The sequence below is a fragment of the Hominibacterium faecale genome (assembly GCF_020734085.1).
Lineage (GTDB): Bacteria > Bacillota > Clostridia > Peptostreptococcales > Anaerovoracaceae > Hominibacterium > Hominibacterium faecale.
This window is the reverse complement of the sequence record NZ_JAJAGH010000010.1, coordinates 43,821-69,804: the sequence shown is the minus strand read 5'-3', so window position 1 is coordinate 69,804 and position 25,984 is coordinate 43,821. Positions and strand designations below refer to the sequence as shown.

The 25,984-nt window shown below is 48.7% G+C and carries 22 protein-coding genes; 17 read left to right on the top strand and 5 right to left on the bottom strand.

Annotated features, from left to right (window positions below; genetic code table 11):
* The first annotated feature begins 15 nt into the window (after positions 1-15).
* The 4 genes from LG211_RS14745 to LG211_RS14730 all read left to right on the top strand — a co-directional run bounded on the left by LG211_RS14745 (position 16) and on the right by LG211_RS14730 (position 3,556).
* Positions 16-630, top strand: a complete 615-nt coding sequence (locus tag LG211_RS14745) for a cytidylate kinase-like family protein (protein ID WP_148397041.1) — start codon at positions 16-18, stop codon at positions 628-630.
* A 345-nt stretch (positions 631-975) separates the two neighbouring features.
* On the top strand, positions 976-2,175 hold the full coding sequence (locus LG211_RS14740; protein WP_269477884.1) for an ATP-binding protein: 1,200 nt from the start codon (positions 976-978) through the stop codon (positions 2,173-2,175).
* A gap of 345 nt (positions 2,176-2,520) precedes the next feature.
* Positions 2,521-3,114 carry a recombinase family protein gene (locus LG211_RS14735; protein WP_253020791.1) on the top strand — a complete coding sequence of 198 codons (594 nt, stop codon included), beginning with the start codon at positions 2,521-2,523 and terminating at the stop codon, positions 3,112-3,114.
* Between the two features lie 190 nt (positions 3,115-3,304).
* A complete protein-coding gene (locus LG211_RS14730) occupies positions 3,305-3,556 on the top strand; it encodes a hypothetical protein (RefSeq protein ID WP_269477883.1) in 252 nt (83 codons plus the stop codon).
* Here the strand turns inward: LG211_RS14730 and trhA are convergent.
* On the bottom strand, positions 3,545-4,174 hold the full coding sequence (trhA, locus tag LG211_RS14725; RefSeq protein ID WP_148397037.1) for a PAQR family membrane homeostasis protein TrhA: 630 nt from the start codon (positions 4,172-4,174) through the stop codon (positions 3,545-3,547). The two genes, LG211_RS14730 and trhA, sit on opposite strands and share 12 nt — an antisense overlap.
* 160 nt (positions 4,175-4,334) lie before the next feature.
* On the opposite strand from trhA, the gene LG211_RS14720 reads away from it, so the two are divergent.
* Entirely contained in the window at positions 4,335-5,507 is a 1,173-nt protein-coding gene (locus tag LG211_RS14720; protein WP_148397036.1) for a phosphoribosylaminoimidazolecarboxamide formyltransferase, read from the top strand.
* Positions 5,508-5,524: 17 nt separating this feature from the next.
* Entirely contained in the window at positions 5,525-6,331 is an 807-nt protein-coding gene (locus tag LG211_RS14715; protein ID WP_148397035.1) for an undecaprenyl-diphosphate phosphatase, read from the top strand.
* A 485-nt stretch (positions 6,332-6,816) separates the two neighbouring features.
* Here LG211_RS14715 and LG211_RS14710 read toward each other — a convergent pair whose 3' ends face one another.
* Positions 6,817-7,368: a DUF3793 family protein gene (locus tag LG211_RS14710; RefSeq protein ID WP_148397034.1), complete on the bottom strand. Its 552-nt coding sequence runs from the start codon at positions 7,366-7,368 to the stop codon at positions 6,817-6,819.
* Between the two features lie 323 nt (positions 7,369-7,691).
* Here LG211_RS14710 and metG point away from each other — a divergent pair, with 323 nt between their 5' ends.
* The 3 genes from metG (at position 7,692) to LG211_RS14695 (ending at position 11,520) form a co-directional block, all read left to right on the top strand.
* Positions 7,692-9,626, top strand: a complete 1,935-nt coding sequence (metG, locus tag LG211_RS14705) for a methionine--tRNA ligase (RefSeq protein WP_148397033.1) — start codon at positions 7,692-7,694, stop codon at positions 9,624-9,626.
* Between the two features lie 62 nt (positions 9,627-9,688).
* Positions 9,689-10,660, top strand: a complete 972-nt coding sequence (locus LG211_RS14700) for a hypothetical protein (protein WP_253020796.1) — start codon at positions 9,689-9,691, stop codon at positions 10,658-10,660.
* Between the two features lie 41 nt (positions 10,661-10,701).
* Positions 10,702-11,520 (top strand): TatD family hydrolase, encoded by an 819-nt coding sequence (locus tag LG211_RS14695; RefSeq protein ID WP_253020797.1) that lies wholly within the window; start codon positions 10,702-10,704, stop codon positions 11,518-11,520.
* Positions 11,521-11,540: 20 nt separating this feature from the next.
* On the opposite strand, the gene LG211_RS14690 is transcribed toward LG211_RS14695, so the two are convergent.
* Both LG211_RS14690 and LG211_RS14685 read right to left on the bottom strand, forming a co-directional pair.
* Positions 11,541-13,115 carry a putative ABC exporter domain-containing protein gene (locus LG211_RS14690; protein WP_148397030.1) on the bottom strand — a complete coding sequence of 525 codons (1,575 nt, stop codon included), beginning with the start codon at positions 13,113-13,115 and terminating at the stop codon, positions 11,541-11,543.
* Entirely contained in the window at positions 13,112-13,822 is a 711-nt protein-coding gene (locus LG211_RS14685) for an ABC transporter ATP-binding protein (RefSeq protein ID WP_269477882.1), read from the bottom strand. The genes LG211_RS14690 and LG211_RS14685 overlap by 4 nt, the downstream gene beginning before the upstream one ends.
* A 306-nt stretch (positions 13,823-14,128) precedes the next feature.
* Between LG211_RS14685 and LG211_RS14680 the strand changes: the two genes are divergently transcribed.
* The 5 genes from LG211_RS14680 (at position 14,129) to LG211_RS14660 (ending at position 22,418) form a co-directional block, all read left to right on the top strand.
* Positions 14,129-15,898 carry a SpoIIE family protein phosphatase gene (locus LG211_RS14680; protein ID WP_269477881.1) on the top strand — a complete coding sequence of 590 codons (1,770 nt, stop codon included), beginning with the start codon at positions 14,129-14,131 and terminating at the stop codon, positions 15,896-15,898.
* A gap of 19 nt (positions 15,899-15,917) precedes the next feature.
* Entirely contained in the window at positions 15,918-17,306 is a 1,389-nt protein-coding gene (tilS, locus tag LG211_RS14675; protein WP_148397027.1) for a tRNA lysidine(34) synthetase TilS, read from the top strand.
* 70 nt (positions 17,307-17,376) lie between these two features.
* Positions 17,377-19,569: an ATP-dependent zinc metalloprotease FtsH gene (gene ftsH, locus LG211_RS14670; protein ID WP_269477880.1), complete on the top strand. Its 2,193-nt coding sequence runs from the start codon at positions 17,377-17,379 to the stop codon at positions 19,567-19,569.
* Positions 19,570-21,135, top strand: coding sequence for a PucR family transcriptional regulator (locus LG211_RS14665; protein ID WP_253020800.1), 1,566 nt, complete (start codon positions 19,570-19,572; stop codon positions 21,133-21,135).
* A gap of 32 nt (positions 21,136-21,167) precedes the next feature.
* On the top strand, positions 21,168-22,418 hold the full coding sequence (locus tag LG211_RS14660; RefSeq protein ID WP_253020801.1) for a serine hydroxymethyltransferase: 1,251 nt from the start codon (positions 21,168-21,170) through the stop codon (positions 22,416-22,418).
* Between the two features lie 751 nt (positions 22,419-23,169).
* Here the strand turns inward: LG211_RS14660 and LG211_RS14655 are convergent.
* A complete protein-coding gene (locus LG211_RS14655) occupies positions 23,170-23,346 on the bottom strand; it encodes a hypothetical protein (protein ID WP_253020802.1) in 177 nt (58 codons plus the stop codon).
* 239 nt (positions 23,347-23,585) lie between these two features.
* Between LG211_RS14655 and LG211_RS14650 the strand changes: the two genes are divergently transcribed.
* The 3 genes from LG211_RS14650 to LG211_RS14640 are packed head-to-tail and all read left to right on the top strand — an operon-like array spanning position 23,586 to position 25,984.
* A complete protein-coding gene (locus LG211_RS14650) occupies positions 23,586-25,127 on the top strand; it encodes an acyl-CoA carboxylase subunit beta (RefSeq protein WP_148397024.1) in 1,542 nt (513 codons plus the stop codon).
* Between the two features lie 11 nt (positions 25,128-25,138).
* On the top strand, positions 25,139-25,552 hold the full coding sequence (locus tag LG211_RS14645; protein ID WP_148397023.1) for an OadG family protein: 414 nt from the start codon (positions 25,139-25,141) through the stop codon (positions 25,550-25,552).
* A gap of 36 nt (positions 25,553-25,588) precedes the next feature.
* Positions 25,589-25,984 carry a biotin/lipoyl-containing protein gene (locus LG211_RS14640; protein ID WP_253020803.1) on the top strand — a complete coding sequence of 132 codons (396 nt, stop codon included), beginning with the start codon at positions 25,589-25,591 and terminating at the stop codon, positions 25,982-25,984.

Genomic DNA, 25,984 nt, shown 5'->3' with positions numbered 1-25,984 from the left:
AAGGGAGGCAACGTTATGAAAAAGCAAATTATAACCATCAGCCGTGAGTTTGGAAGCGGGGGCAGATTGATCGGAAGACGTTTGGCTGACGATTTAGGGATTCCCTATTATGATAAAGAACTCCTTTCAAGAATTGCCGAAGAGAGCGGCTTTTCCAGAGAGATGATGGAAGAGGCGGAGATGAAAGCGAAAAACAGTTTCTTTTACAGCCTGTCCTCTGCTTTCGGAACGGGAGACTCCGGGCCGGACAGCTTGTCTCTGAATGAACGCTTTTTCTTGGCTCAGTTTGATACTATCCGCAAGATTGCAGATGAGGGCTCCTGCGTTATTGTCGGAAGATGTGCCGATTATGTTCTTCGAGGTATTCAAGGTGCAACCAACATCTTTATCTACGCGGAGGCAGAGGATAAGATCAAACGGGCTGTAGAAGAGTACGGAGTGCCCGAAAAGGATGTTAAAAAAATCATGAACGACACGGATAAGGCCCGTGCCAATTACTATAATTATCATACCGGCCGCAAATGGGGAGACCCGGTAAACTACAATTTGTGCATTGACAGCGGCTACATTTCTATAGAAAATATCGTGAAGATTATTAAAGACTATCTGGAACTTAAACTGGATCGATAGCGGCAAATCAATCTTCAAGCGGTGTAAAGCGAAAATGACCATGCAAGAGTTGAAACGCTCGCGCATGGTCATATTTTATTCCGTCATGCACACGTTTTTTATATTTTCCGTTTTATCAAAATGCTGCCATTGTTCCGATCATATTGTCTATTGTGGGAGCGCTACTGAATGTACTGGTATATTTATTTGTGTTAAATGTAGAATAAAATTAAAACTTAAATTCTTTGCCAAGTTTTTTTGAATTTAACGTAAAAACTGTTTATTTTTACAAAGTTTTTGGATATAATCATAATAAAGATGGAGTAGGTTGATTGCCGCTGTCTAAGAATTAAGGGGGTCAATATTATGATTATCCGATCAAACTATATGGACATGCTGAAAACATATCGGGATGTGCCGCTTGTCAAAATACTGGCGGGAGTTCGGCGCTGCGGCAAATCCACGATTTTCGAAATGCTGCGGGATGATCTGCAAAGCAGCGGCATTCCAGCAGATCATATTATCAGTATGCGCTATACCTCGGAAGATTTTGACGATGGTATGACAGATAAGGATATGCATAACAGTATCAAAGAAAAAATGGTTGATGACAGCCGGTACTATCTTCTGCTGGACGAGGTGCAGGAAATTGACGGGTGGGAAAAAGCGGTCAACAGCCTGCTTGAAAATGCAAATACCGATATTTATGTGACTGGCTCAAACTCAAAATTGCTGTCAAGTGAAATATCGACCTATTTAACAGGCAGATACATTTCGATTCCGGTGTTTACGCTGTCTTTTGCCGAATATCTGGATTTCAAAAAGTCAAGTGGCCTTTCCGTGAAAGAACTTTTGAATGAATATATCCGTATGGGCGGTTTTCCCATTGTCGCTCGCAGCAGCTTTGACGAACAATCCGCATATCAGATTGTGGAGGGAATCTACAATTCTGTGATTACAAATGATATCACCAGGCGGCATAACATAACCAACTTTGATTTATTCAACCGGGTTGTAAAGTATATTGTTGAAAATGTAGGCAAAACTTTTTCAGCCAATGCTATCGTGAAATTCCTGAAAAGAGAGGGACGCGCGCTCTCCGTCGAAGCCGTGTATAATTATCTTCAATGGTTAGAAAAAGCTTTTGTAATCTACCGTTGCTCACGCTATGATCTACAAGGAAAATCGGTATTAAAAACGCAGGAAAAATTCTATCTTGCCGATGCTTCTCTTAAATACTGCATAATGGGATTCAATCCCAAGTCCATTGCAGCGATGCTTGAAAACATCGTGTACTTTGAATTGCGCCGAAAAGGATACCAAGTTTATATCGGAAAAAACGAAACCAAAGAAATTGATTTTGTGGCGATACGGCGTGACGAACGAATTTATGTTCAGGTGTGCCGCAGACTGCCGGAGGAATCTGACAGAGAGCTTGCCAATCTTCTTGAAATCAAAGACCATTACCCGAAGTATATCGTAACACTTGACGAACTGGCCGCAGGCAATGTAAATGGTGTCAAAATTATGCATTTAGCAGACTTTCTGCTGAAGAAGGACTATTGAAGATTATGGTAAACTAAAGCGCATATGTTGAATTTCAGACGGCATCGCTTTTCCGGAAAATAATTAAAATAAATTTTGATTTTTACGCAATTTTCAACGATTGCTCCCTATCAAACTTAGCTGCAAGCATCAAAACCTGCTTCTTCTCAATATCAGGTCTCGCAAACCCATAACTTTGCGAAAAAAATGAAACCTTCTAATAAAATTTTCCCTAATTAGTCAAAATGTCATACTAGCTGGAGGTATCCGCTGCCTTCGGCGGATGATTACTGCTTTTACCGCATGTGTGATTCGGTATTGAGTTGGACATACTAACGAAAAAAAGGAAAGGAGAGCTGTGAGATTATGAACCAAGTTTACGGGTACGCGAGAGTATCTACGCGGGAACAAAACGAAGATCGGCAGATGATCGCACTAAAGGAATTTGCTGTTCCGGACGCCCATATTTATTTGGACAAGCAGAGCGGCAAGGATTTTAACCGGCCCCAATACAAACGGCTTTTGCGGAAATTAAAGCCGGGAGATGTGCTGGCGATAAAATCCATTGACCGGCTGGGGCGCAATTATGAGGAGATTTTGGAACAATGGCGGATTCTGACCAAGGAAAAACAGGTGAACGTGGCGGTGCTGGACATGCCGCTGCTCAATACACAGGGGACCAAGGACTTGACGGGAACACTGATCGCAGATATCGTGCTGCAGCTGCTCAGCTATGTTGCGCAGACGGAACGGGAGAATATACGCCAGAGGCAGAACGAAGGCATTGCGGCAGCTAAGGCTCGGGGAGTCCGCTTCGGCAGGCCGCAAAAACAAATCCCAGAGGATTTCTTTTTTTTATGCGAAATGTGGAGATCCGGGAAAATCAGCGGCAGGGAAGCGGCGAGGCGTCTGAATGTGACCCATAACACTTTTTTCAAATGGACCAAAGACTGGCTGTAGACATAAACCTTCGTGATAGCATCCGACATACCTGGCGAAAAAAGTAGACTTTTTTAACCACCTTGCTTTATATGGTACATAGAGTAAAATCGTCATAAATCGAGGGAAAAACCTACTAAAAAAAGTATATCACGGCTGGCGAAATTTGTCTGATTTTCTGACCAGGCAAATGCAGGAGGTGATGGTTATCATGGAAGACAGCGACATATTGTTGGAAGAAATCGCAAACAAAACCGGATGCATGTTTCTGTCTGACTTGCACCAGCCCTGCAAGCTACCCGAGATCGGCATAGTCATCGAGACCATACCCTATAACCTTTACTCCCTCCAGAGCTGGAAAGACGCAGCATCTTATATCAGCAGCGAGAAGTGTATGTTGGGCACAGAGGCTGAGATACGGACATTTTTATCAAATTATTGTAAGGAGCATTCAGACATATAAAAAGATTGCAAGAAAATGGCATAAAGAGCCTAACAGAATAAATATATGAAAGATTTCATGAAAGCCGAATGTCGCAAAGATGTTCGGTTTTTTTACTATGTACATGACAGCGCCGACCGAGTAGAGGATCCCTCCTGCGGCCAGCCAGTAAACAAAGTCTGTCGATACGGTAAGAGAACCAATCTGAAAAACGATGGCCCAGCCCATAATCAGGTAGAGCGAAGTGTACAGCCAGCGGGGTCCGTTGAGCCAGCAGACCTTGAGAATAATCCCAACAATGGCCACGCCCCAGACAGCAATCAACCATATGCGTCCTTTGTCCGCATCCATACAATTGGCCAGTACCGGAGTATAGGTTCCGGCGATGAGGACATAAATCATCGAATGATCCAGCTTGCGCAGCCTCTGAACCCGGCTTTCAGGCCCGCGGACATAATGATAGATGCTGCTGCAGGAATAAAGGGCGATCAGCGACAATGCGAAAACGAGAAAGGACCATGAATGTTCACTGGTGTGGAAAAACATGAGCAAAAACGCGGAAAAAACGGCCAGGACCGCGCCGATGAAGTGGGTCCAGAAGCTCCAGTAATCTCGTGGATTGAAAATACGTGTAATCATAATAAATATCTCCTAATATAATTTTAGATATCATTTATTAAAGTATGACAGATTATAAATAAAAAAGCAATCAATATTTTTGACAATGGAGACTATATCCGCTAATATATTCCTTAGAGTGTTACAAACCATGCGCGCAGCGCTGAGAGGAGAATAGAACGTGAAAGAACTGGAATTAAAATACGGATGCAATCCCAATCAAAAACCAGCAAAAATCTATACGAAGGAAGGCGAACTTCCCATTACCATTTTAAACGGACGTCCCGGATATATCAACCTTTTGGATGCCTTCAACAGCTGGCAGCTGGTAAAGGAGTTAAAGCAGGCGACCGGAATGGCGGCAGCTGCATCCTTCAAACATGTCAGCCCGGCAGGAGCAGCGGTCTGTACGCCGCTTTCCGAGACCTTAAAAAAGATTTATTTTGTTGAAGGCGCAAAGCTTTCTGATGTGGCCACCGCCTACATAAGAGCCAGAGGCGCAGACCGCATGTCATCTTACGGTGATTTTGTGGCCTTGTCGGATGAATGCGACGAGCAGACCGCGGAATTCTTAAAACGGGAAGTTTCCGACGGCATCATTGCTCCGTCCTATTCTGAAAAAGCGCTGGAAATCTTAAAAAGCAAACGAAAGGGCAGCTATTTGGTGATCCAGATCGATCCGGACTACACCCCGCACCAGCAGGAAACCAAGGAGGTGTTCGGCATCACCTTTGAACAAGGCAGAAACAATGCACCCATCACGGAGGCTCTCTTGGAGCAGATTCCCACCGATAACAAAGAACTTCCCCAAGAAGCAAAGCGGGATCTTTTGATCGCGCTGATCACCCTCAAATATACCCAGTCCAATTCGGTTTGTTATGTAAAAGACGGCCAGGCCATCGGCATCGGCGCCGGACAGCAGTCCCGCATACACTGCACCAGACTTGCGGGCAACAAGGCTGACACCTGGTTCCTGCGCCAGCATCCAAAAGTTATGGCCCTTCCCTTTAAAGAAGGGATCCGAAGAGCTGATCGGGATAACACCATCGACGTGTATATTTCCGACGACTATGACGACGTCTTGCGGGACGGGACATGGCAGCAGTTTTTCACTGAAAAACCGGACGTGCTGACCAGGGAAGAGAGAAAAGCGTGGCTGGAAAAGCTGGACGGCGTATCGCTGGGATCGGATGCCTTCTTCCCCTTCGGCGACAACATCGAGCGGGCCCATAAGAGCGGAGTTTCATATATTGCCCAGGCTGGCGGATCAGTGCGGGACGATCATGTCATCGAGACCTGCAATAAATACGGAATTACAATGGCCTTCACAGGGCTGAGACTGTTTCATCATTAATCGGAAGGGGAAGGGAAATGGAGATTGAAATCATAAAAGCGATTGTCCTGGGGATTGTGGAAGGCATAACCGAGTGGCTGCCCATCAGCAGTACCGGCCACATGATCCTGGTGGATGAATTTATCAAAATGAAGGTAACGCCGGAGTTTCTGGAAATGTTTCTGGTTGTCATACAGCTGGGGGCGATCCTGGCCGTGGTTGTCATTTATTGGCGGAGGCTGATCCCCACCAGCAAAAAGACCTGGATCATGTGGGTGAAGATTATCGTCGCTTGCGTGCCGGCGGCTGTAGTGGGACTGCTTTTGGACGACGTGCTCAACGCATGGTTTTATAATTATCAGACGGTCGCCATCATGCTGATCCTTTTCGGCATCCTGTTTATTGTCATCGAAAACCGCAATAAAAGTGCTGTCCCCAAGGTGAACAGCATCGATGATCTGACTTACAAACAAGCATTGATTATCGGGGTGTTCCAGCTGATCGCGGCCGTTTTCCCCGGCACGTCCAGGTCCGGCGCCACCATCCTGGGGGGACTTCTGATCGGCGTCAGCCGGACAGCAGCGGCGGAATTCACCTTTTTTTTGGCGATTCCGGTTATGTTCGGTGCCAGCCTTCTCAAGCTGGTGAAATTCGGGATGCACTTTACCGGCGAGGAATCCATGCTTTTGCTCAACGGCATGGTGGTGGCGTTTCTCGTTTCCATGGCTGCCATCAAATTCTTGATGAGTTATATTAAGAAACATGATTTTAAAGTTTTCGGATGGTACCGGATTGTTTTAGGCGTGATCGTGCTGGGGTATTTTGGGGTTAAAATCTTTTTGTAAGAGACGGTGTGAAGAAGTGCCGGGCCTTGAACATCGGAGCATCCTGTGTTGTACGGAAGCCGGATCCTGCCGGGTCGGCCAGGCAGGCCAAAAAACTTTTTTTACTGATTTCTGTTCGAAATGGCCTGATTTAGAGGCAAAGTCCATAGAAAAACAGGTCGTTTTGCTGTTTTTTCAGCAAGCGAAGTGGAGGAAATCCATTTGTTTGCTGCATAGATGCGAGTGCTGGCAATTTATATGCGGTTAGCCGCATATAACAACCAAATTGAAGCAGACAACAGAGTGATTTTACGCCATTTTATATGGACATTGCCTGCAAAAAGGCCGGTTTCGAATAGGATTTGCGAACATTTTTGTTTTGGAGAGCGGCAAGGAGCTGCCGCCCAAAAAAGGAGACAAGCGCCTGCGACGCAGACGCTTACATGATTTCATTTATGACTTATGTATTTACAAAACCGGCTTAACGCCAGTGATGCACCAAGTTTTTATGCGGCTACGGTCAGCTGAACGACCGACTTGCCGCGGTTAAATAAATTCCAATATATGGACCTGCACTTTTCAAATCGGGCAAAAAGTTTTTCCGCTTCACATTCGTTGCAATAAACCTTCCAGCAGCCGCAGCAGCGGCTGTTTCTGCCCTTGTTGTCGATGAATCCTTTAACGTCGTCGAGAGGGTAGCCCAGAAACAGACCGATCTCGTGAGGAAATTCCAGGTGAGAAGATATGCGCACACTGAGATATTGCAAACAATGTTCGAGCCGGTCCGTTTCGTAGCCATAGTTTGAAAGGAAGTCCAAAACACCCCGTCTTTGTAATTCTTTCTGGACCCTGGCGCTGCGGTACACATAGATCAGGGCACGTTTTCCTGATCTGCGCAGCACACGGAGGGATACGCCTTTTGGACGAAGATCGGCGCGGAGAAGCGCTAGCTGCTGCTCTAAAAGTTTTATTGATTTGAAAGAGTAATTAAATATATTGGCACTTTTCAGTCCCGCTAAGGTTGGCGAGCAATGTGCAACCAGATGCTTATCTAACATGAGTTCCTCCTGATCCTGAAAGTTAGTTTATGCTAACCAAATAGGGTAAAAAATATGGAACCTAGCAAATTCCATAAGCGACTTGTTCAACAGGTGGTTAGCTTTAACTAACCAAGAGTATACAGGAATCTTTCAGGTCTGTCAACACTTTTTTGAAAAAGATTTTAGCCTTGATTGACGGACACCACTAAACCATGATATTCTAATAACTACGGCGGTCCGCCTCACGAATGGACATGCCCGAGCGTGCCCAGGTACGGCTGGCATGCTGCAAACACCGCTGCTGCTCATTTGCAGCTGGCGTAAGAAAGGAATGATTGAAAATGACAGAGAAAAAGGGCAAATATTATATTACAACGCCTATCTACTATCCGAGTTCCAACCTTCATATAGGACATACCTATTGCACCGTAATGGCGGATGCCATGGCGCGCTTTAAACGTTTGTCAGGCTATGACGTGCGGTTTTTGACAGGTACGGACGAACACGGACAGAAAATCCAGACCATCGCCGCCGAGCAGGGCGTTTCACCGCAGGAATACGTGGACAAGATCGTAGACGGCATCAAAGACCTGTGGGAGACGATGGAAATTTCCAACGACGATTTTATCAGAACCACAGAACCCCGCCACGTAGAGCGGGTTCAGAAAATATTTATGGAGCTTTATGAAAAGGGCGATATCTACAAGGGCGAATACGAAGGTATGTATTGTACCCCTTGTGAATCCTTCTGGACGGAAAGCCAGTTGGTGGACGGAAAGTGCCCAGACTGCGGACGTCCGGTGGAGAAGGCCAAGGAAGAGGCCTATTTCTTCCGCCTTTCCAAATATGAGGACAGACTTTTAGACCTGTTTGAAAACAACCCGGACTTCCTCCAGCCGGACAGCAGAAGAAACGAGATGATCGCCTTTGTTAAGCAGGGCCTTGAGGATTTGTGCATATCCAGATCCACCTTTGACTGGGGAATCCCGGTTCCCATCGATGAAAAGCACGTGATCTATGTATGGCTGGATGCGCTCACCAACTATATTACGGCCCTGGGTTACCCGGACGATCCGGACCTATACAACGAATACTGGCCGGTGGATGTCCATCTGGTGGGCAAAGAGATCGTCAGGTTCCATACTGTGATCTGGCCGGCTATGCTCATGTCCATGGAACTGCCTCTGCCGAAGCAGGTAAGGGGGCACGGATGGCTGCTGCTGGAAGGCGGCAAAATGTCCAAGTCCAAGGGAAATGTGGTAGATCCGGTGAAGCTCATCGACCGCTACGGCATCGATGCGCTGAAATACTTCCTGCTGAGGGAATATACCTTCGGGCAGGACGGAATTTTTACCAATGAGGTTATGCTCAAGAGAATGAACTATGATCTGGCCAACGACCTGGGCAACCTGGTTTCCAGGACCGTTTCCATGATCGAAAAATATAACGGCGGCTACGTGCCGGAAAGCACAGCTCCGGAAGATGAAACAGACAAAGATCTGAAGTCCATTGCTGTTTCCGCCGCAGGCAAGGTGGAAGCCCATATGGATAAGTTCGAATTCAACCTGGCTTTGGAGGAGATTTGGGTTGCCGTAAGGCGGGCCAATAAGTATATCGATGAGAATACACCTTGGATCCTGGCCAAAAATGAAGCGGACAAGCCTCGTCTGGATACGGTGCTGCACAATCTGGCGGAAACGCTGCGAATCGTTTCCATCCTGATCTATCCTTTCATGCACACCACATCGGGCGAAATCAGAAAACAGCTGGGTCTGTGGTATGCGGACGTAGCCTGGGAAGACGCCTTTAACTTTGATATGATGCAGGGAGAACAGGTGAAGAAAGGAAATCCAATCTTCCCCAGACTGGATATTGAAAAGGAACTGGAAGAGCTGGAAGCGCTCAAGGGCGGCGGTGAGGATGAAAATATTCCTCTGGAATTAAAGGATCAGATCGAATACGATGACTTTGATAAGCTGGACCTGCGGGTAGGAACGATCCTGTCCTGCGAAAAACATCCAAAAGCCGATAAGCTGCTGGTGTTCCAGGTGAAGATGGGAACAGAGAAACGGCAGATCATATCCGGCGTCGCTCAGGACTTCAAGCCTGAAGAATGCGTCGGCAGAAAGGTGGTAGTCGTTGCCAACCTCAAGCCGAGAAAACTGAGAGGCTTGGAATCTAAAGGAATGCTGCTTTTTGCCGATAATGTGGTGGATGGCAAACAGCGGTGTGAATTTGTTACTACAATTGCCGATGATGGAAATCCAGTAACATAGCGTTTAATGGGTATCGGGCGGGCCGCTTTGACGGCCCGCTTTTTTTCAGGAGGAACGTGAATATGAAAAAGAAAAGGATCGCGCTGCTGTTTGCAGCAATTTTTGCAGCTATTGCCCTGTGCTCCTGCGGACCGGAAGACATCGATCTGGGAATGGGAAAAACCCAAGTGCTGGAGAATTATATTGAATTTACCCCAGTCAACGCCATCATGTGCAGCGACGAAATCTATGCGCCGGTGGGCAGTGAAAGCGGATGGGTGTACAACGGCGACATGGAAGACCCGGCCTATGTGGCATTGGTGGCAAACGTTAAGAATCTGACGGACAAAGAAATCAAGATGCAGAATTTTGCAGTGCCCATCCTCAAACAGGGCGGTCAAGAATACGAGTCCTATCAGAACCTGCTTCTTGTCAACAATGATACCCTGCTTTCTTCACGAGAGGCGATCGGCCCCAAGGAGGAAGGCACGGTCTATATTCTCATGGATGGCCAGCAAAAGACAAGAGGAAACGCTGAGGTGGAGCTGACCTTTGACAACGATGACTACGAGAAATATGATATTTACCATTTGAAGCTGGATACCAGCAAGAACATCGATCAGACCCTTCCGCTGAAAAAGGACAAAGCCGTTACAGCTGATGGATACGGAGAAATTACTTTGAAAAAGGTGGATACCGGCAAAAGGGTAGAGCCGACCAAGGCGTCCAAATACGACGGATATACATACTTTACGCCTAAGAAACCGGATACGGTTTTGCTGGACATTCAGATTGAGGCCGAAAACCTGCAAAAGGAAAAGTGCCCGGATGTGAACTTTGTCGGCGCGCGGGCAGTAAAAGGAGAGAAAACCTGTTACGGGTATGTGGTTACGGAAACCAAGGACAACAAGAATCTAAAGGATTTGGTGGACTTAAAGCCGGGCGAAAAGAGGCTGGTACATGCGATCATAGAAGTTCCCTCTGAATGGAAGAGCGGCGGAGTCCAGCTTTACCTGTATTTCAACGGCCAATTTTATGAATACAGCTGGAAGTAATCAAGTGTTTGAAACGATAGGGAGATTGGAGGAATGAGAAAATGTTGTTTGATTCCCATGCGCATATAAACAATGAATCCTTTACAGAGGAAGAACGTCAGGCGCTGATCGAAAAGATTGAAGCGTCCAACCTGGATTATGTGATGGACATTGGGTTTAACCTGGAAAGCTCGGCGATGGCGGTAAAACACGCCCAACGTCTGCCCTGGTGCTACGCGGCGGTGGGATGCCACCCCCATGACACAAAGGATATGGACGAGATGCAGCTGGCCATGATAAAAGGGCTGGCGAAAAAAGATAAGGTCCAGGCCATTGGAGAGATCGGGCTGGATTTCCACTACGATTATTCAGACCGGGATATCCAGCGATACTGGTTCCGCCAGCAGATCAAGCTGGCCAACGAGCTGAAAATGCCCATTGTGATCCATGCCCGGGAAGCGGATCAGGAAGTGATGGATATTCTCAAAGAGGAAGGTGCTTTTTCTCAGGAAAGGAAAGGCTGGTTTCCGACCCGCTATGATGGCAGCGGGGATGCCCGCGTCCTGCTCCACTGCTTTTCAGGAAGCAGGGAGCTGGGCAAGCAGTATGTCAAGCTGGGCGCTACCATTTCCATTGCCGGGCCGGTGACCTACAAGAATAACAAAAAGACGGCGGGCGTAGTGGAAGAGCTTCCGCTGGAGGTGCTACTTGTAGAAACCGATTCTCCCTACTTGACCCCGGAACCGTTCCGCGGCAAGCGCAATATTCCGCCCTATGTGGAATACACGGCAAAGAAAGTGGCGGAGATCAAAGGCATCCCGCTGGAGCAGACGGCAGCTCAAACCAAGGAAAACGCGATGCGCTTTTTTGGAATCAAGTAATGGATCCCCTCCGGGAGCGGCTACTTTTTGACGGTAGGCATATCGCAGTTGTGCAGAACCTGCCTGGATAAAACGAAGCAGATCAGGGCCGCCGCCAGTTCCCAAGCGGAGAGTGCCCCAAGGGCGATTACCATGGCTGCTGGTCCGCCGACCAAGTAGAATACGGCCATGGCTGCCGCCAGGCCCGGGATCATGAAAAGAATGACAACAAAGAAGTACACGATCAGCAAAAGTCCCTGTGAGAGATTGGCCTGGGTCCACCGCAGGGACAAAAAATTGATTGCCAGCAGCAGCAACGAGAAAAGAATGTAAGCCAGCATGCTTATAAAGGTGAGGGCCGGGCTGCTGCCCAGGATGAAAGCGGGGATTCCTAAGAACAAGACGCTTTCGACAACGATTTTCAGCATCATCTCCATGTTGCTCCAGATGAGTTTTTGAAAGGGCGAGGCAGGAATCATGTAAATATAATGGGAATAGAGTTCCATCAGACCCCGTCCGGTGCCGATCATGAACACCTGCATCCACATGAGTATCTGCACCAAGGTGAGCAGACCCAGACTATCCCGCAGGAAGAAAGAGACTGTGATGATGATTACGGCAGCAACCAGCATATACAAACTGAAAAAGCCAAAGCGGTTTTTGCGGAAGGTTTCACGCATGTGTTTGTAAAAAAGGACCTGCGGTCCCAGGCCGCTGAGGCCGGTTTTGGTTACTTTCACCTTGGCCGTTGTGGAACCGGCTGCCTGTACGTCGCCTTCCGCTGCTGCCCGTTTCCGCTCAAAGCTGGTTTCGGTAGCCACCAGCACATCTTCATAGTAATCGGAACGGCTGAACAGGATATAGAGGAACAGGACTGCCCCCGCAGCGGCCAAAAGCCCCAGCCAAGCCAGCCCTGCCGCCATACTGCCCTGGATCAAAGCGATGGCCCCGGCCGATGCCCAGCCTACGAGCGGGGTGGCGGCTAGAAGAGGGGACTGGATGATGATGCCCGTAGCCATGCTGCCATGGGCGGCAAACTGAAAGACAGTATAGATGAGCAGGGGCACGAATACGGCGACTGCCAGGATCCGTACCGTCCGTTTTCTGCGGGGCCTTCCGTTGGTAACGCTGTATATGACCAGCGATAGCAGGGTGAAAACGATGGTGGCCAGGATAAAAGCGCCAAAGAGAATCAGTACGCCGTCGAATCCTACTCCAAAACTAGCAAGCGTGCTGCTCTGAAACAGCAGAAAAAATCCTGCAAAAAATGACATTCCCGCCATGCGGATCAGCCCATAGAGCAGGGTTGCCCTGGGATTGACCGGCGATACGAAGAGAAGATTAACGTCGCTCATTTCAAAAATGGTATCGCCTGATGAAAGGCCCTTCTGGACGGCCAGGCCGTAAAAGAGCAGCAGAAAGGCAAAATAAATGGGTAGTAAATAAGATGTTGGATACGCATGATTCATCTGCCCGGAGCCCAAAAGGGTGGTCGCCAAAGCCCCGCCGATGGCAGCGAACACCAAAAGATAAAGCACCAGCTTGGCCGGCTTGTGGATCACGGCTTTTATTCTATTTTTCAAACTGGTACGAAACAAATAAAAGTGGCTGCTCATGCTTTCTCCTCCCCGCTACCTTCCGTGATGGAAAAATACAGATCTTCCAAATCGCTGCCGCTGTCCAGGTCCTCTCTGCGGCAGGCCCGTGCGATACGTCCGCCTGTCATGATACAGGTGGTATCCCAATTTTCTTCTACGCTTTCGATCATGTGAGTCGAAACGATCATAGCACACCTATCCTTTTTCAATTCTGCGATCAAGCTCTTCAATTCCCTGATCGCATGGGGGTCCAGGCCCACAAGAGGTTCGTCGAAAATGACGGCTCTGGGATTGGTCAGGGCTGCGCAGCAAATGCTTACTTTTTGCTGCATGCCTTTGGACAGCTCTTTACCCAGCTTGTTTTGCTTATCATCAAGTTCAAAGCGCCGCAACAGCTGGGATGCCTGAGGTTTCCAGTCTTTCAGCTGGTAAGCGCGGGCAATAAATTCCATATGTTCCTGTACGGTCAGCATGGGGTAGAGGGCCGGCATCTCCGGGATGTATCCCAGCTGCTGCTTGGCCTCTTTGCTGCGGTTGTCATATCCGTTTATGGTAATAGCGCCTTCAAAACGCAGCAGCCCGCAGATGCATTTGATCAAGGTGGACTTTCCTGCTCCGTTGGGGCCCAGCAGCACGGTAAGCTCACCGGGCTTTACCGTCAGGGACAGATTATTATTGGCAATAAATTTTCCGTACCGTTTTGTTAAATTCCTTACTTCTATCATGTCTAGGGTTCCTCTCAATGTTACGCAGCCTGCCCGGCCATTATAAGCGGTCAGGAGCATGGGGATAAAACCGTTGCTCATATGATACAGGAACTGGAGGTGCAAGTCAATTTTTTCCGCCCTGCCTGTCCCGCACCGTCCCCGCCTCCCCTTTGACATTCCTATCTGAACAGCTCAAAGCACGAGTCCCGCAGCTTCTCGAAATTTGTCGCAAAAAAACTGGTATTTTCTATCGGATTTCGACAAAGGAAAATATTGGCGTAAGGTATAATAGCTCCAGGCTTGTACAAAAGGAGGAGTCTGTAAATGGAACTGATATCAAAAAGGCCGGTTATCGGCAAAGAAAAAGGGGATATTCATATATGGGCCGTAGCGGCGGTGGTTGTATTGAGCTTTCTAGTGAGCAGAGCGTGTTTTATGGGGGAAACGTTTCCTGCGGGAATCGCCCTGCTTACGGCCTTGCTGACCTATCATACATTAAACTTTTACTTACTTCCAGTCATGCTTATTGGACTGGGGACGTTTTACAGCAGTGGGATCGCCATCTGGGGCGACGTGGGCGCGCTGTGCGGATGCGCACTGGTGTTTCTATGCACAGCCAAAATTCGATTTGCAACTTGGCACAAAGCCGTCATTGCAGGGTCGATCACGGTGATCTCCAGGAGCATCTATTATATTGCCGCAGGATATACATATCGAATCGCTGCAGCGGACCTTCTCCTGGAGGGCTGCTTTGTCGCGGTGCTGTGCGGCATCTTTGAGATTCTTCTCCAGCTGGTGGACAAAAGGGAACCGAGAAGCGGTACTGCCGGCGGGATGCTGGCCATTGCATCCGCGGCTATGCTGATCGTTTCCGGGACAAGCCTGCCCTGGGTTTTAATACCGGCGGCCATGACCATTACGCTGCTCATCGGCTATCTCTTTGGCACCATGGAAGGATTGCTGGTTGGTTTCGTTTCCGGGCTTATCCTGATCCTCAGCGGCGGCCCGCCTGGAGCCATCCTTGTCTTGGCGCTGGGAGGCGTTGTTGCAGGGTTTGCCAGAGGTCAGAATAAACTTGTAGCTGCGTTATGCTTTGCGGCAGTGACAATGGGCGCGGGGACCATTGAACTATCCGTCAATTTGGCGCTGCCCATATACGGCCCGCTGGCATCAGGGGCAATCCTTGCCTTGATGCCGCAAAAGTGGCTTTTCCGGCTGGATACGGCCCTTTGCACATTTCTGCGCTGCGGCGTTTTCAAAGAAAAGAAAAAGAACGCGGAAGCATCCGCTTACTTAGAAAGGATCCGGAGAAATTTTGATGACCTGTCATCCCTTTTCGTCTCACAAGAAAACAACCGGATCCTGATGTCCTATCAATTTAAGGCCATGTCCAGAATTATCGACCATACAATTAAAGAAATAAGCAGCAGGCCCGGCGCCGCCTCCGTAAAGCTTTGCGCCGAGCCTGCCTGGGCCGGCTATGCGAAAGACCGGGGGATCTCCGGTGACAGCTATATGTGGGAAGAACTGCCGGACGGGCGGTTTGCCATCGTCCTCAGCGACGGCATGGGAAACGGCAAGACAGCGGCAACGGAAAGCAGCCTGGCCGTGGCTGCGGTAATCAAGCTGCTCAAGGCCGGACTGGAGGTGGAGCTGGTATTAAAGCTGCTCAATTCCATTCTCCTGCTCAATGCGGAAAATGAAATTTTTTCAACCATTGACCTGGGTATCCTCAATAAAAAAACCGGGAAAATGAAATTCTATAAAATCGGCGCGGCAACGACCTTTATTAAACGGAAAAATGCTGTGGAGACGGTGAAGGTTTCGGCCATGCCAATGGGGATTGTAGATGGACTGAAGATCGATTATGTGACGGTCCATTTGAATCCAGGCGACCAGGTGATCATGATATCCGACGGAGTGACCGATTCCAAACGAGAAGACCTTTCCATGGAATGGCTGGCCCAGACCATCGAAGAGATCAAATCCAAGGACCCGCAGACAATGTGCGACCTGATCATGAACCGGGCCGTAGAAAACTATGGCTTGAAAGAAAAGGATGACTTGACGGTTTTGTCTGTAAGAGTCAGCTGATCTATGATATACTGGGTCCATGATCAGAGAAAGCATTAAAAAAACTATTTTTAAGCATAATTTAATCAATCGCGGAGAGCACATTGTGATCGGCCTTTCCGGAGGCCCTGATTCAGTGTGCCTTTTTCATGTGCTGAAAAGTTTGGAAGAAGAATTGGATATTTGCTTGTACGCAGTCCATGTAAACCATAAATTCCGCCCCGGCGCTGCCGAGGAAGACCAGGGTTATGTGGAAAAGCTGTGCCAAAGTCAGGGCGTACCATGCCGGGTTGTTGTCCGGGATTGCGCAAAGCTGGCGCAGGAGCAGGGAATGAGCAGCGAGGAAGCGGGACGAAAGGTGCGCTATCAGGCTTTTGAAGAAATGTGCCGCAGCCTGGCTGACAGGGGCATTGCAAGGGAAGCCATTAAGATTGCTGTCGCCCAAAATGCTGACGATCAGGCGGAAACGGTGCTCCTTCGCCTTTTGCGGGGAACCGGGCCCGACGGATTGGCAGGGATGGCCTATCTGCGCAGGGAAGGGGATTTTGCCGTTATACGGCCGCTGCTGGATATGAAGCGGCAGCAGATTGAAGCTTATTGCCGGGAGCACAAACTGGATCCGAGGATCGACCAGACCAACCTGCAGTCCATTTATACCAGGAATAAAGTCAGGCTCCAGCTGATACCATATTTGAAGGAGCACTTTAACAGCAGCGTTGACAGCGCGCTGGTGCGGCTGAGCAAAATCGCTGCTGAGGATAAAGAATATCTGTGGAAGATCACAGAACAATCATATAAGGAGCTTATGATAGAGCCTGGAATTTTAAATCTGGCAGGCTTGCAGTCTCTGGAAAAAGCCATTCGCCGCAGGGTCATGCTCAAAGCCTTTGAAGAGGCCGGACTGGAGCAGGATATCACAGCGCGCCATTTGGAGGCGGCGGACCAGCTTTTGATGGAAGGCGGTACTTCAAAGTCTCTGGACTTTCCCGGCGGCTGTAAAATGACCATCGGCTACGGCTGTGTTTCTTTTAGAAAAGAAATCGATCAAACGGCCGCCAGGGCCAAAACGCGCCTGAAAATGCGCTTGGCCGCCGCGGAAGAGGAATTCCCTCCGGGAGCGGCTGTCTTTGACTGGGAAAAGATATGTGAGGGACATGGAGCTTCACCGCAAGTTCAGCTGAGAACAAGGCTTCCCGGTGATTATATCGGACTCAAGCTTGGACGTAAAAAAATACAGGATTTTTTTGTTGACAAAAAAGTCCCCAAGGAAGAACGGGACCGGGTGCCGCTGGCTGCCATCGGCAGTGAAATTCTATGGATGGTAGCCGACGGGCGGACCAATCTCAAGGCCCATCGTTACAGTGAAAAATATAAAGTCGATCAGGCAACAAAAGTGGTCCTTTTGCTTGAAATTATTTGTGAAATATGATAAAATGACATACCCAATTTTGGATATTAGAACAAAATTTAAATAAAAACCGACACGGGAGGACGGAAATTTGAAAAGGTTATCGAAAAATATAGGAATTTACCTGATCATCTTTGGACTGGTACTTGCCATGGCATGGTTCTACAGCAGCGGTTCCGACAAGGATGCGGAAAAGGAAGTTTCTTTTTCCACAATGGCTGAATACGCGGCGGACAGCCAGATCTCGGAGATTAATATCACAGAGACCAAGATCAGCGCTACGTTGAAAGATGACAGTCAGGTATACGCATACGCATCCAATGTGGTCGACTTGCAATGGTTCAACGAGAAATACGTGTATCCGCAGATTGATGCCAAAACGCTCAAGTATAAGACCGACGAGCCTCATAAGGAATCGATCTTCATCACCCTGCTGCCAACCCTGATCATGATCGGGGCGCTGGTTTTCTTCTTCTTTATTATCATGAACCAGAGCGGTGGAGGCGGCAAAGCCATGTCCTTCGGCAAGAGCAAAGCAAAATTGCAGAAAGACAGCGACCTGAGAAAGGTGACGTTCAAGGATGTTGCCGGCCTGGATGAGGAAAAAGAAGAGCTGGCGGAAGTGGTGGACTTTCTGCGCAACCCCAAGAAGTACAACAGTCTGGGCGCACGGATTCCAAAGGGAATTCTGCTTGTGGGCCCCCCGGGAACTGGTAAAACTTATATTTCCAAAGCTACTGCCGGAGAGGCAGGGGTTCCTTTCTTTACCATCAGCGGTTCTGACTTTGTGGAAATGTTCGTCGGAGTCGGCGCCTCCAGAGTCAGAGACTTGTTCGAGCAGGCGAAAAAGAATTCGCCCTGTATCATCTTTATCGACGAAATCGATGCGGTGGGCCGCAAGAGAGGCGCCGGCCTGGGCGGCGGCCACGATGAACGGGAACAAACCCTCAATCAGCTGCTGGTAGAAATGGACGGCTTCGGTGAGAATATGGGAATCATCATACTGGCTGCGACCAACCGGCCGGATATCTTGGACCCGGCTCTGCTCAGACCCGGCAGATTTGACCGCCAGGTTGTGATCGGCGCGCCGGATATCAAGGGAAGAGAAGAGATTTTCAAAGTCCATTCGAGAAACAAACCACTGGCAGACGAAGTGGACCCCAAAGTTCTTGCCAGACGGACTCCGGGTTTTACCCCTGCGGATATCGAGAACATGCTCAATGAAGCGGCTCTTTTGACAGCCAGAAGAAATGGAATTAAAATCCGTATGGATGAGATCGAAGAAGCGATTACAAAAGTAATCGCAGGTCCGGAAAAGAAGAGCAGGGTAATCAGTGAAGAAGAACGAAAACTGACTGCTTTCCATGAGGCTGGTCATGCGGTAGTCGCCCACTCTCTGCCGAAAACCGATCCTGTTCATCAGATCACCATCGTGCCGAGAGGCCGTGCTGGTGGATTTACAATGATCCTGCCCAAAGAGGACAAATATTACGGCACCAAAACCACCATGCGCGAGCAGATTATCCATCTGCTGGGCGGGCGTGTAGCGGAAATGCTTACCCTGGACGACATCAGTACGGGAGCCAGCAACGATATCATGCGGGCGACGGAAATTGCCAAGGATATGATAACCAAATATGGTTTCAGCGACAAGCTGGGACCTGTCAACTACAGCTCATCGGATGAAGTGTTCCTGGGCAAGGATTTCTCCACCAGGCAGAACTACTCAGAAGAAACTGCTTCTGAGATCGATGAGGAAGTTAAAAATATTGTAGAAGCTTGCTTCGAAGAGGCAAAAGCGATCCTGACCGAGCATCTGGATAAACTTTATACGGTGGCCGAAGCGCTGCTGGAGATTGAGACGCTGGACGGCGAGCAGTTCGAGCTTTTGTACAGCGGAAAGATGACTGCCAAAGAGCTGGCTGACGATGTGCTGGACAAAGAGAACCAGCGCCGTGAAAAGAACGCAGCCGAAGCAGAAGAAGCTGCGAGAATTCTTCGGGAACAAGAAGAACGGGAGGCCAGAGAAGCGGAAGAGGCGCTCAATAGTATGGTCCTGGATAAGGACGGTGAAGAAAAAAATTGGGTTACAGAAGGCGAGGAAGAGCCGGATGACGACGATATGCCCAGTGAAGAAGAACTGGCAAAGTATGACGAAGACTATTTCGCCGATGACGATGAGGAAATGGATGAAGAGTCAGAGGATGAGGGTGACCCCCAGTCCGTAGAAGCGCCAGATCAAGACAGTGAAAAGGCTTCGGAGGAAGATAAAGAGGAAAAATAAATGAAAGTTACAGTAAAGGATTGTCTGGAGTTAAGAGCCTTTAAGGGCGCCAGGGTAGTGGCAGGCAGAGCGGCCCTTGGCAATGACGTGAAAGCGGTTTCTGTTCTAGAAGCTACCGCGCCCAAAGAAGTGGCGGCTTATGCCGACGATAAAGGTGAGCTTCTTCTGACTGGTTTCTTTGCGGTCCGAGACGATGTCTCCCAGCAATGCCAGATTGTAAAGCAGGTGGCTGCTGACGGCCATGCGGCTTTGGTCATATTCTATGTGGGCACGGTTGTGCCCGCTCTTGATAAAAAGGTGATCCAGGCCGCGGAAGCAGCCGATCTGCCGCTGATTGTGATGCCGAAAGACAGCCGCGCCCACTACTCCCATGTGATTACGCAGATCATGGAAAAAGTCCTTTACAGCGATAATTTTAGCAACCGGCTGATCAGCAATACCATTTTCCATTTGCTGAACTTTGAAAAACACAGCAACTTTCAATCGGCGGTCCGAGAGGCAGCCATTAATAATGACTTTCAGCTGATTCTCCTCAGTGAAGATTTCAACCCCATCTTATCCGTTGAGACGCGCCATAAGGCGACGATTGCAGAAGCCATTCGTATGGGAAAAGAGCGGGAAGTGGAAAAACAATCGGAAGTCTACACAATGATCGATGTGAATGGGGTCCTTACCTATTGGGGCCCGGTAACGATCAATAATGATAAATACTTTATGTTCATCGTGGACAACGAAGATTCCTATTCCGCAGGGGAGATCACCAAGCTGGCCGAAATCATCGAGCTGGCTATGGGCATGTGGAAATATACTCCGGAAAGAGATGCAAGAGCAGAATTCATCAAAGCCCTCATGCGGGGCAACAAGAGTCTGGCTTACACCTTGAAGGACGAGGCCGGAATCGAAGGGGACGATATACTCAGCGTATTTTTTGCCAAAGGAATCAATCAGGGAATCCTGACTGAATTTGAAAAGCAAGAAGGACTGCATATCATGAAAATCAGCGAGGCCGATGAAACTTACGGCATGATTTTGATTGATCGAGATGACCCGGATGTGGATATTGACGGAAAGAGCAGCTGTGTCAAGCTGTTTAATAAGTTAAAAGAGGACAAGACTGTCCGTATTTTCCATGTAACCGGATTGGATGGAATTGAGGGTGCAGGAGACGCATACAGGCTGATCAGCGAGAGTTGGTCCTTTGTACAAAACGTCTTCCCTTATAAACGAGTATTTACAAAATACGAACTGGCACTGGTGAGCAATTGCATTAATATCCAGCTCCAGGGCGGCTATGTGAAAAAAAATTATCTGGAACTTTTGGAACCCTTCAAGGGCGCGGGAGAGAACAAAGGAAAACAGCTGCTGGATACGCTGGAAACCTTTGTCCTGGATGCCGGGATGAACAGCGGCAAAACCGCTGAATTTATGGGGATTCATACTAACACAGTTCAATACAGGCTGAAACGGATTAACGATGTGCTGGGCGTGGAAATTACCGGAAACCGGGTTATTCCCGGGCTGACGATCGCACTGGCTCTCAAACGCCTTGAGCGGGTGGTTAGTTAATATATTTATGGTAGAAAAAAGGAGAACACGGAATGTATTTTAATTACTTGGACAAGGCTGATCCTGAGATCAGCGCCGCCATCAAACGGGAGATCGGCAGACAGGAGACAAAGATTGAAATGATCGCTTCTGAAAACTTTGTCAATTATGAAATCATGGAAGCGGCAGGAAGCGCTCTGACCAATAAATATGCGGAAGGCTATCCGGGCAAGCGGTATTACGGCGGCTGCGAATTCGTCGATGAGGTGGAGGCTATGGCCATTGAACGGGCCAAGGCGCTCTTCGGCGCAGACCATGCCAACGTTCAGCCTCACTGCGGCGCCAACGCCAATACGGCCGTTTACCAGGCGGTTTTGGAATATGGAGACACGGTTCTGGGCATGGATTTATCCAACGGCGGACATTTATCCCACGGATCCCCCGTCAATATTTCCGGAAAATCCTACAACTTCGTCCCATACGGACTGAACCCGGAAACGGAAAAGATCGATTTTGACAATGTGCGTGAGCTGGCGCTCAAACATAAGCCCAAGCTGATTGTGGCAGGAGCCTCCGCTTATCCGAGGACCATTGAAACGGACAAGTTTAAGGCCATTGCCGATGAAGTAGGCGCGATTTTAATGGTGGATATGGCTCATATTGCCGGTTTGGTGGCAACCGGTCATCATCCCAACCCGATGGAGTATGCTGATATCGTTACCAGCACCACCCATAAGACACTGCGCGGTCCCAGGGGCGGCTTGATTTTATGCAAAGAAAAGTATGCCAAGGCCATCGACAAAGCAATTTTTCCAGGAACCCAGGGCGGTCCGCTGATGCATATTATCGCTGCCAAAGCTGTCTGCTTTAAGGAAGCTGCCGAGCCGGAGTTCAAAATATATCAGCAGCAGGTGATCGACAATGCGCAGGCTTTGGCAAAAGCACTGATTGCAAAAGGTTTTGATTTGGTTTCCGGCGGCACGGACAACCATTTGGTACTGGTAAACCTGGTAGGCAAAAACCTGACTGGAAAACGGGCGGAAAATCTATTGGACGAGGCAAACATCACGACCAATAAAAACGCAGTTCCCAATGATCCCCAGAGCCCATTTGTTACCAGCGGTCTCAGGCTGGGAACACCGGCCATGACCAGCAGAGGATTTAAGGAAGAGGATGTGGAAAAAACAGTGGAGGCCATGGCGCTTGTTCTGGATAACCCGGATGATCCGAAAGCCATGGAGCAGGCAAAAGCCATCGTCAAAGAGCTTTGCCAAACGTATCCGCTGCATACTATTCAGAAATAGAGTTTGAAATGCTCGCATATTGACGGCAGGCAAAACTGTTGACGCGAACCCTTTACAATGCAGCAAAACAAAAAATATTGCAAATCCTATTCGAAACCGGCCTTTTGGCAGCCAATGTCCATATAAAATGGCGCTGCAGGCCGGATTGTATCCGGTGTTAGATGCAGATAACCGCATGCAAGTCGCTTGTATGCGCCTATATGCAGCAAATAAATGAATTTTGCCATCCTGGCTTGCTGTGAAAACGGCAAAATGCCCTGTTCTTCTATGAACTTTGCATTAAAAACAGGCCATTTCGAATAGAAACCGGCCAAAAAAGTTTTTTTGCTGTTGGGACGGCCCGGCCCACGTGCAATTAAGGATGCTCTGGCACCCAGAGGCAGTGTTTACACTGCCTCTATTTTGATACCGTCATTCTCCAGGAGTTGAGGCCGGGAACAAATCATCGCGATCTGTGCCTGGCAGGCCTTTCCAGCGATGATTTCAGGCCTTTTTTACGGCCAATTCACCTATAAACAGCATGTAATTATCGCTTTTATAGCTTTTTTTCTTTTCCCACGATAAAAAATCATCGTAATCTTAGACAAAAACAAGCTCGAGCGATCATTTTACTTTTCACCCTTTACTAATCCGGGCCCGAAGGGCCCGCTCCTTCCATAAAAGGGATCGAAAAAAAGGGCACATCGCATTCGTTTTCATGAATGCGACGGCCCCCCTTAGAAATTCGTGTGCAATACGCGAACTGACTCGCCTAGCGCCGAGTATTGGGCCCCAGTCCTTCCTTCTTCGAATTGTGCCCCAGGTTTTGATTTTTTAGAGTTCCGGGAACTTCCCCTTCCTGCTCCTCAAGAATTTTTTTACCGAGACTTACAAGGCCTTTTGAAGTAAGTTCGCCCAGCTCTTTTGAAGTCATATCTCCAAGATCCATTTTATCACCTCCTACTAGATAGTGTGGGTAGAAACATACGGGTTATACTTGTCCTGGATACGATATTGCCGAAACTTTGAAAAAACGGCTGTCTCCCTTGTAAAGACCAGCTGGAAGAATAATGTATACAACGGAATTTTGGTTGCAAAAGAGCTTGAATTACGTTATAGTGAGGTTGGTGTACCATGCACTGATAAATATTTCACAAAACATCCAAAATACTTAAGGAGGAAATATATATGAACAAGCTTGAAGAACTTCGCCAATTGAAAGAAAAAATAGCTCAGGGCGGAGGACAAAAAAGGATCGATGCGCAGCACAAAAAAGGAAAGCTGACCGCAAGAGAGAGATTGAATGTTCTCTTCGACGAAGGAAGCTTTGTAGAAAACGATGTGTTTGTTTCTCACAGATGCACCAATTTCGACATGGCTGACACCAAGGCTCCTGGGGATGGCGTTGTTACTGGTTATGGTACAGTGGACGGCAGACTTGTATTTGCTTATGCGCAGGACTTTACCGTACTTGGCGGATCTCTGGGTGAATACCATGCAGAGAAGATTGTCAAGGTGCAGGGCATGGCTCTGAAAATGGGAGCACCGATCGTCGGCTTAAATGACTCCGGCGGAGCGAGAATTCAGGAAGGGGTTAACGCGCTTTCCGGATTCGGCAAGATCTTCCACAACAACACGATCTCTTCCGGCGTTATTCCGCAGATTTCCGTAATCATGGGACCTTGCGCAGGCGGAGCGGTTTATTCACCGGCCATCACAGATTTTATTTTCATGGTAGACAAAACAAGCCAGATGTTCATAACAGGACCGGAAGTCATTAAAACGGTTACTGGTGAAGATATTTCCGCCGAGCAGCTGGGCGGCGCTATGACCCATAACACGGTCAGCGGAGTTGCTCACTTTATAGGAACGGATGATACGGATACACTGATGCAGGTAAGAGAGCTGCTCAGCTACATGCCTTCCAACAATTTGGAAACAGCTCCGATCTATGCGACGAGCGACGACCCCAACAGAATGATTCCGGAGTTCAACGATATCATTCCGGATAACCCCAATAAAGCGTATGATATGTACGATATTATTACCAAGATCGCAGACGACGGTAAACTCTTTGACGTTATGCCCCATTATGCGAAGAACATGATCACCTGCTTCATCCGCATGGACGGAGCAACGGTAGGCGTTATTGCCAACCAGCCCAAGTTCGGAGCCGGATGCCTGGACATCAACGCATCCGACAAAGCGGCAAGATTTATCAGAAGATGCGACGCGTTCAACATTCCTCTGTTGACCGTGGAAGACGTACCTGGATTCCTTCCGGGAGCCGATCAGGAATACGGCGGAATTATCCGCCACGGCGCCAAGATGCTGTACGCGTACTGCGAAGCAACCGTTCCAAAGATCACCATGATCCTGAGAAAGGCTTACGGCGGCGCTTACATCGGAATGTGCAACAAGGAATTGGGCGCAGATCTGGTTATGGCCTGGCCGTCGGCACAGATCGCTGTAATGGGAGCCGCAGGAGCCGCCAATATCGTATTTAAAAAAGATATCAAAGCAGCCGACGATCCGGAAGCAAAGAGACAGGAAAAAATTGCTGAATACGAAGATCGGTTCAACAATCCGTACAGAGCCGCGGAGATGGGTTATGTAGATGACATCATCGAACCGGCTACAGCTAGACAGAGAATCATCAGCGCTCTGGATATGCTGAGCACAAAGAGAGAATCCTTACCTGCTAAGAAGCACGGTAACATTCCGCTGTAGGAGGTGGCATAATGAGCTTAATGGAGCAATTTGCAAATCCCGATGTGATGCATAACATGACTTTTGGAGAAAAGATGGCAGGGGCCGGGATCACGACCCTGATGGGAATGGGGATCACGTTTATCGTGCTGATCCTGTTATGGGCCTGCATCGCAATCATGACAAAATTTACATATCGTCCCAACAAGGGAGATAAGGCGCCGCAGAAGGCAGATGCCGCACCCGCTGCAGCCCCGGCAGCTCCCACAGGAGCGGCAGCAGTCACTGCCGATGACAGTTTGATCGCAGTCATTACAGCAGCGATCACTGCTTATGAGGGGGGCGCAAATAATTTCATCGTTCGGAAAATACGCAGAATATCCGGTGACACGACAGCATGGGGTGATGCTGGCCGCGCCGACTGCATTGACAGCAGAAAGTTTTAAGTGAAGGATTTATCAGGAAAGGAAGAGTAAACGAAAATGAAAAAATATAACATTACAGTAAATGGTACTGTGTATGCAGTAGAAGTTGAAGAAGTAGGCGGAGCAGCGGCACCAGCAGCGCCTGTACCGGCACCAGCGGCAGCGCCTGCGGCTCCTGCTCCTGCACCGGCAGCAGCCCCGGCCCCGGCAGCACCTGCTGCCGCAGCTCCGGCAGCGGGAGCAAACACGGTAAGCGCCCCGATGCCGGGAACAGTTCTGGAAGTGAAAGTTACACCGGGTCAGGCTGTAAATGCCGGAGACGTTCTGATCATTCTGGAAGCTATGAAAATGGAGAACGAAATCATGGCACCAGCAGCAGGAACCGTAGATACCGTACCTGCAGCCAAGGGCGCGTCCGTAAATGCCGGAGACGTTCTGGTTACTCTTAAATAA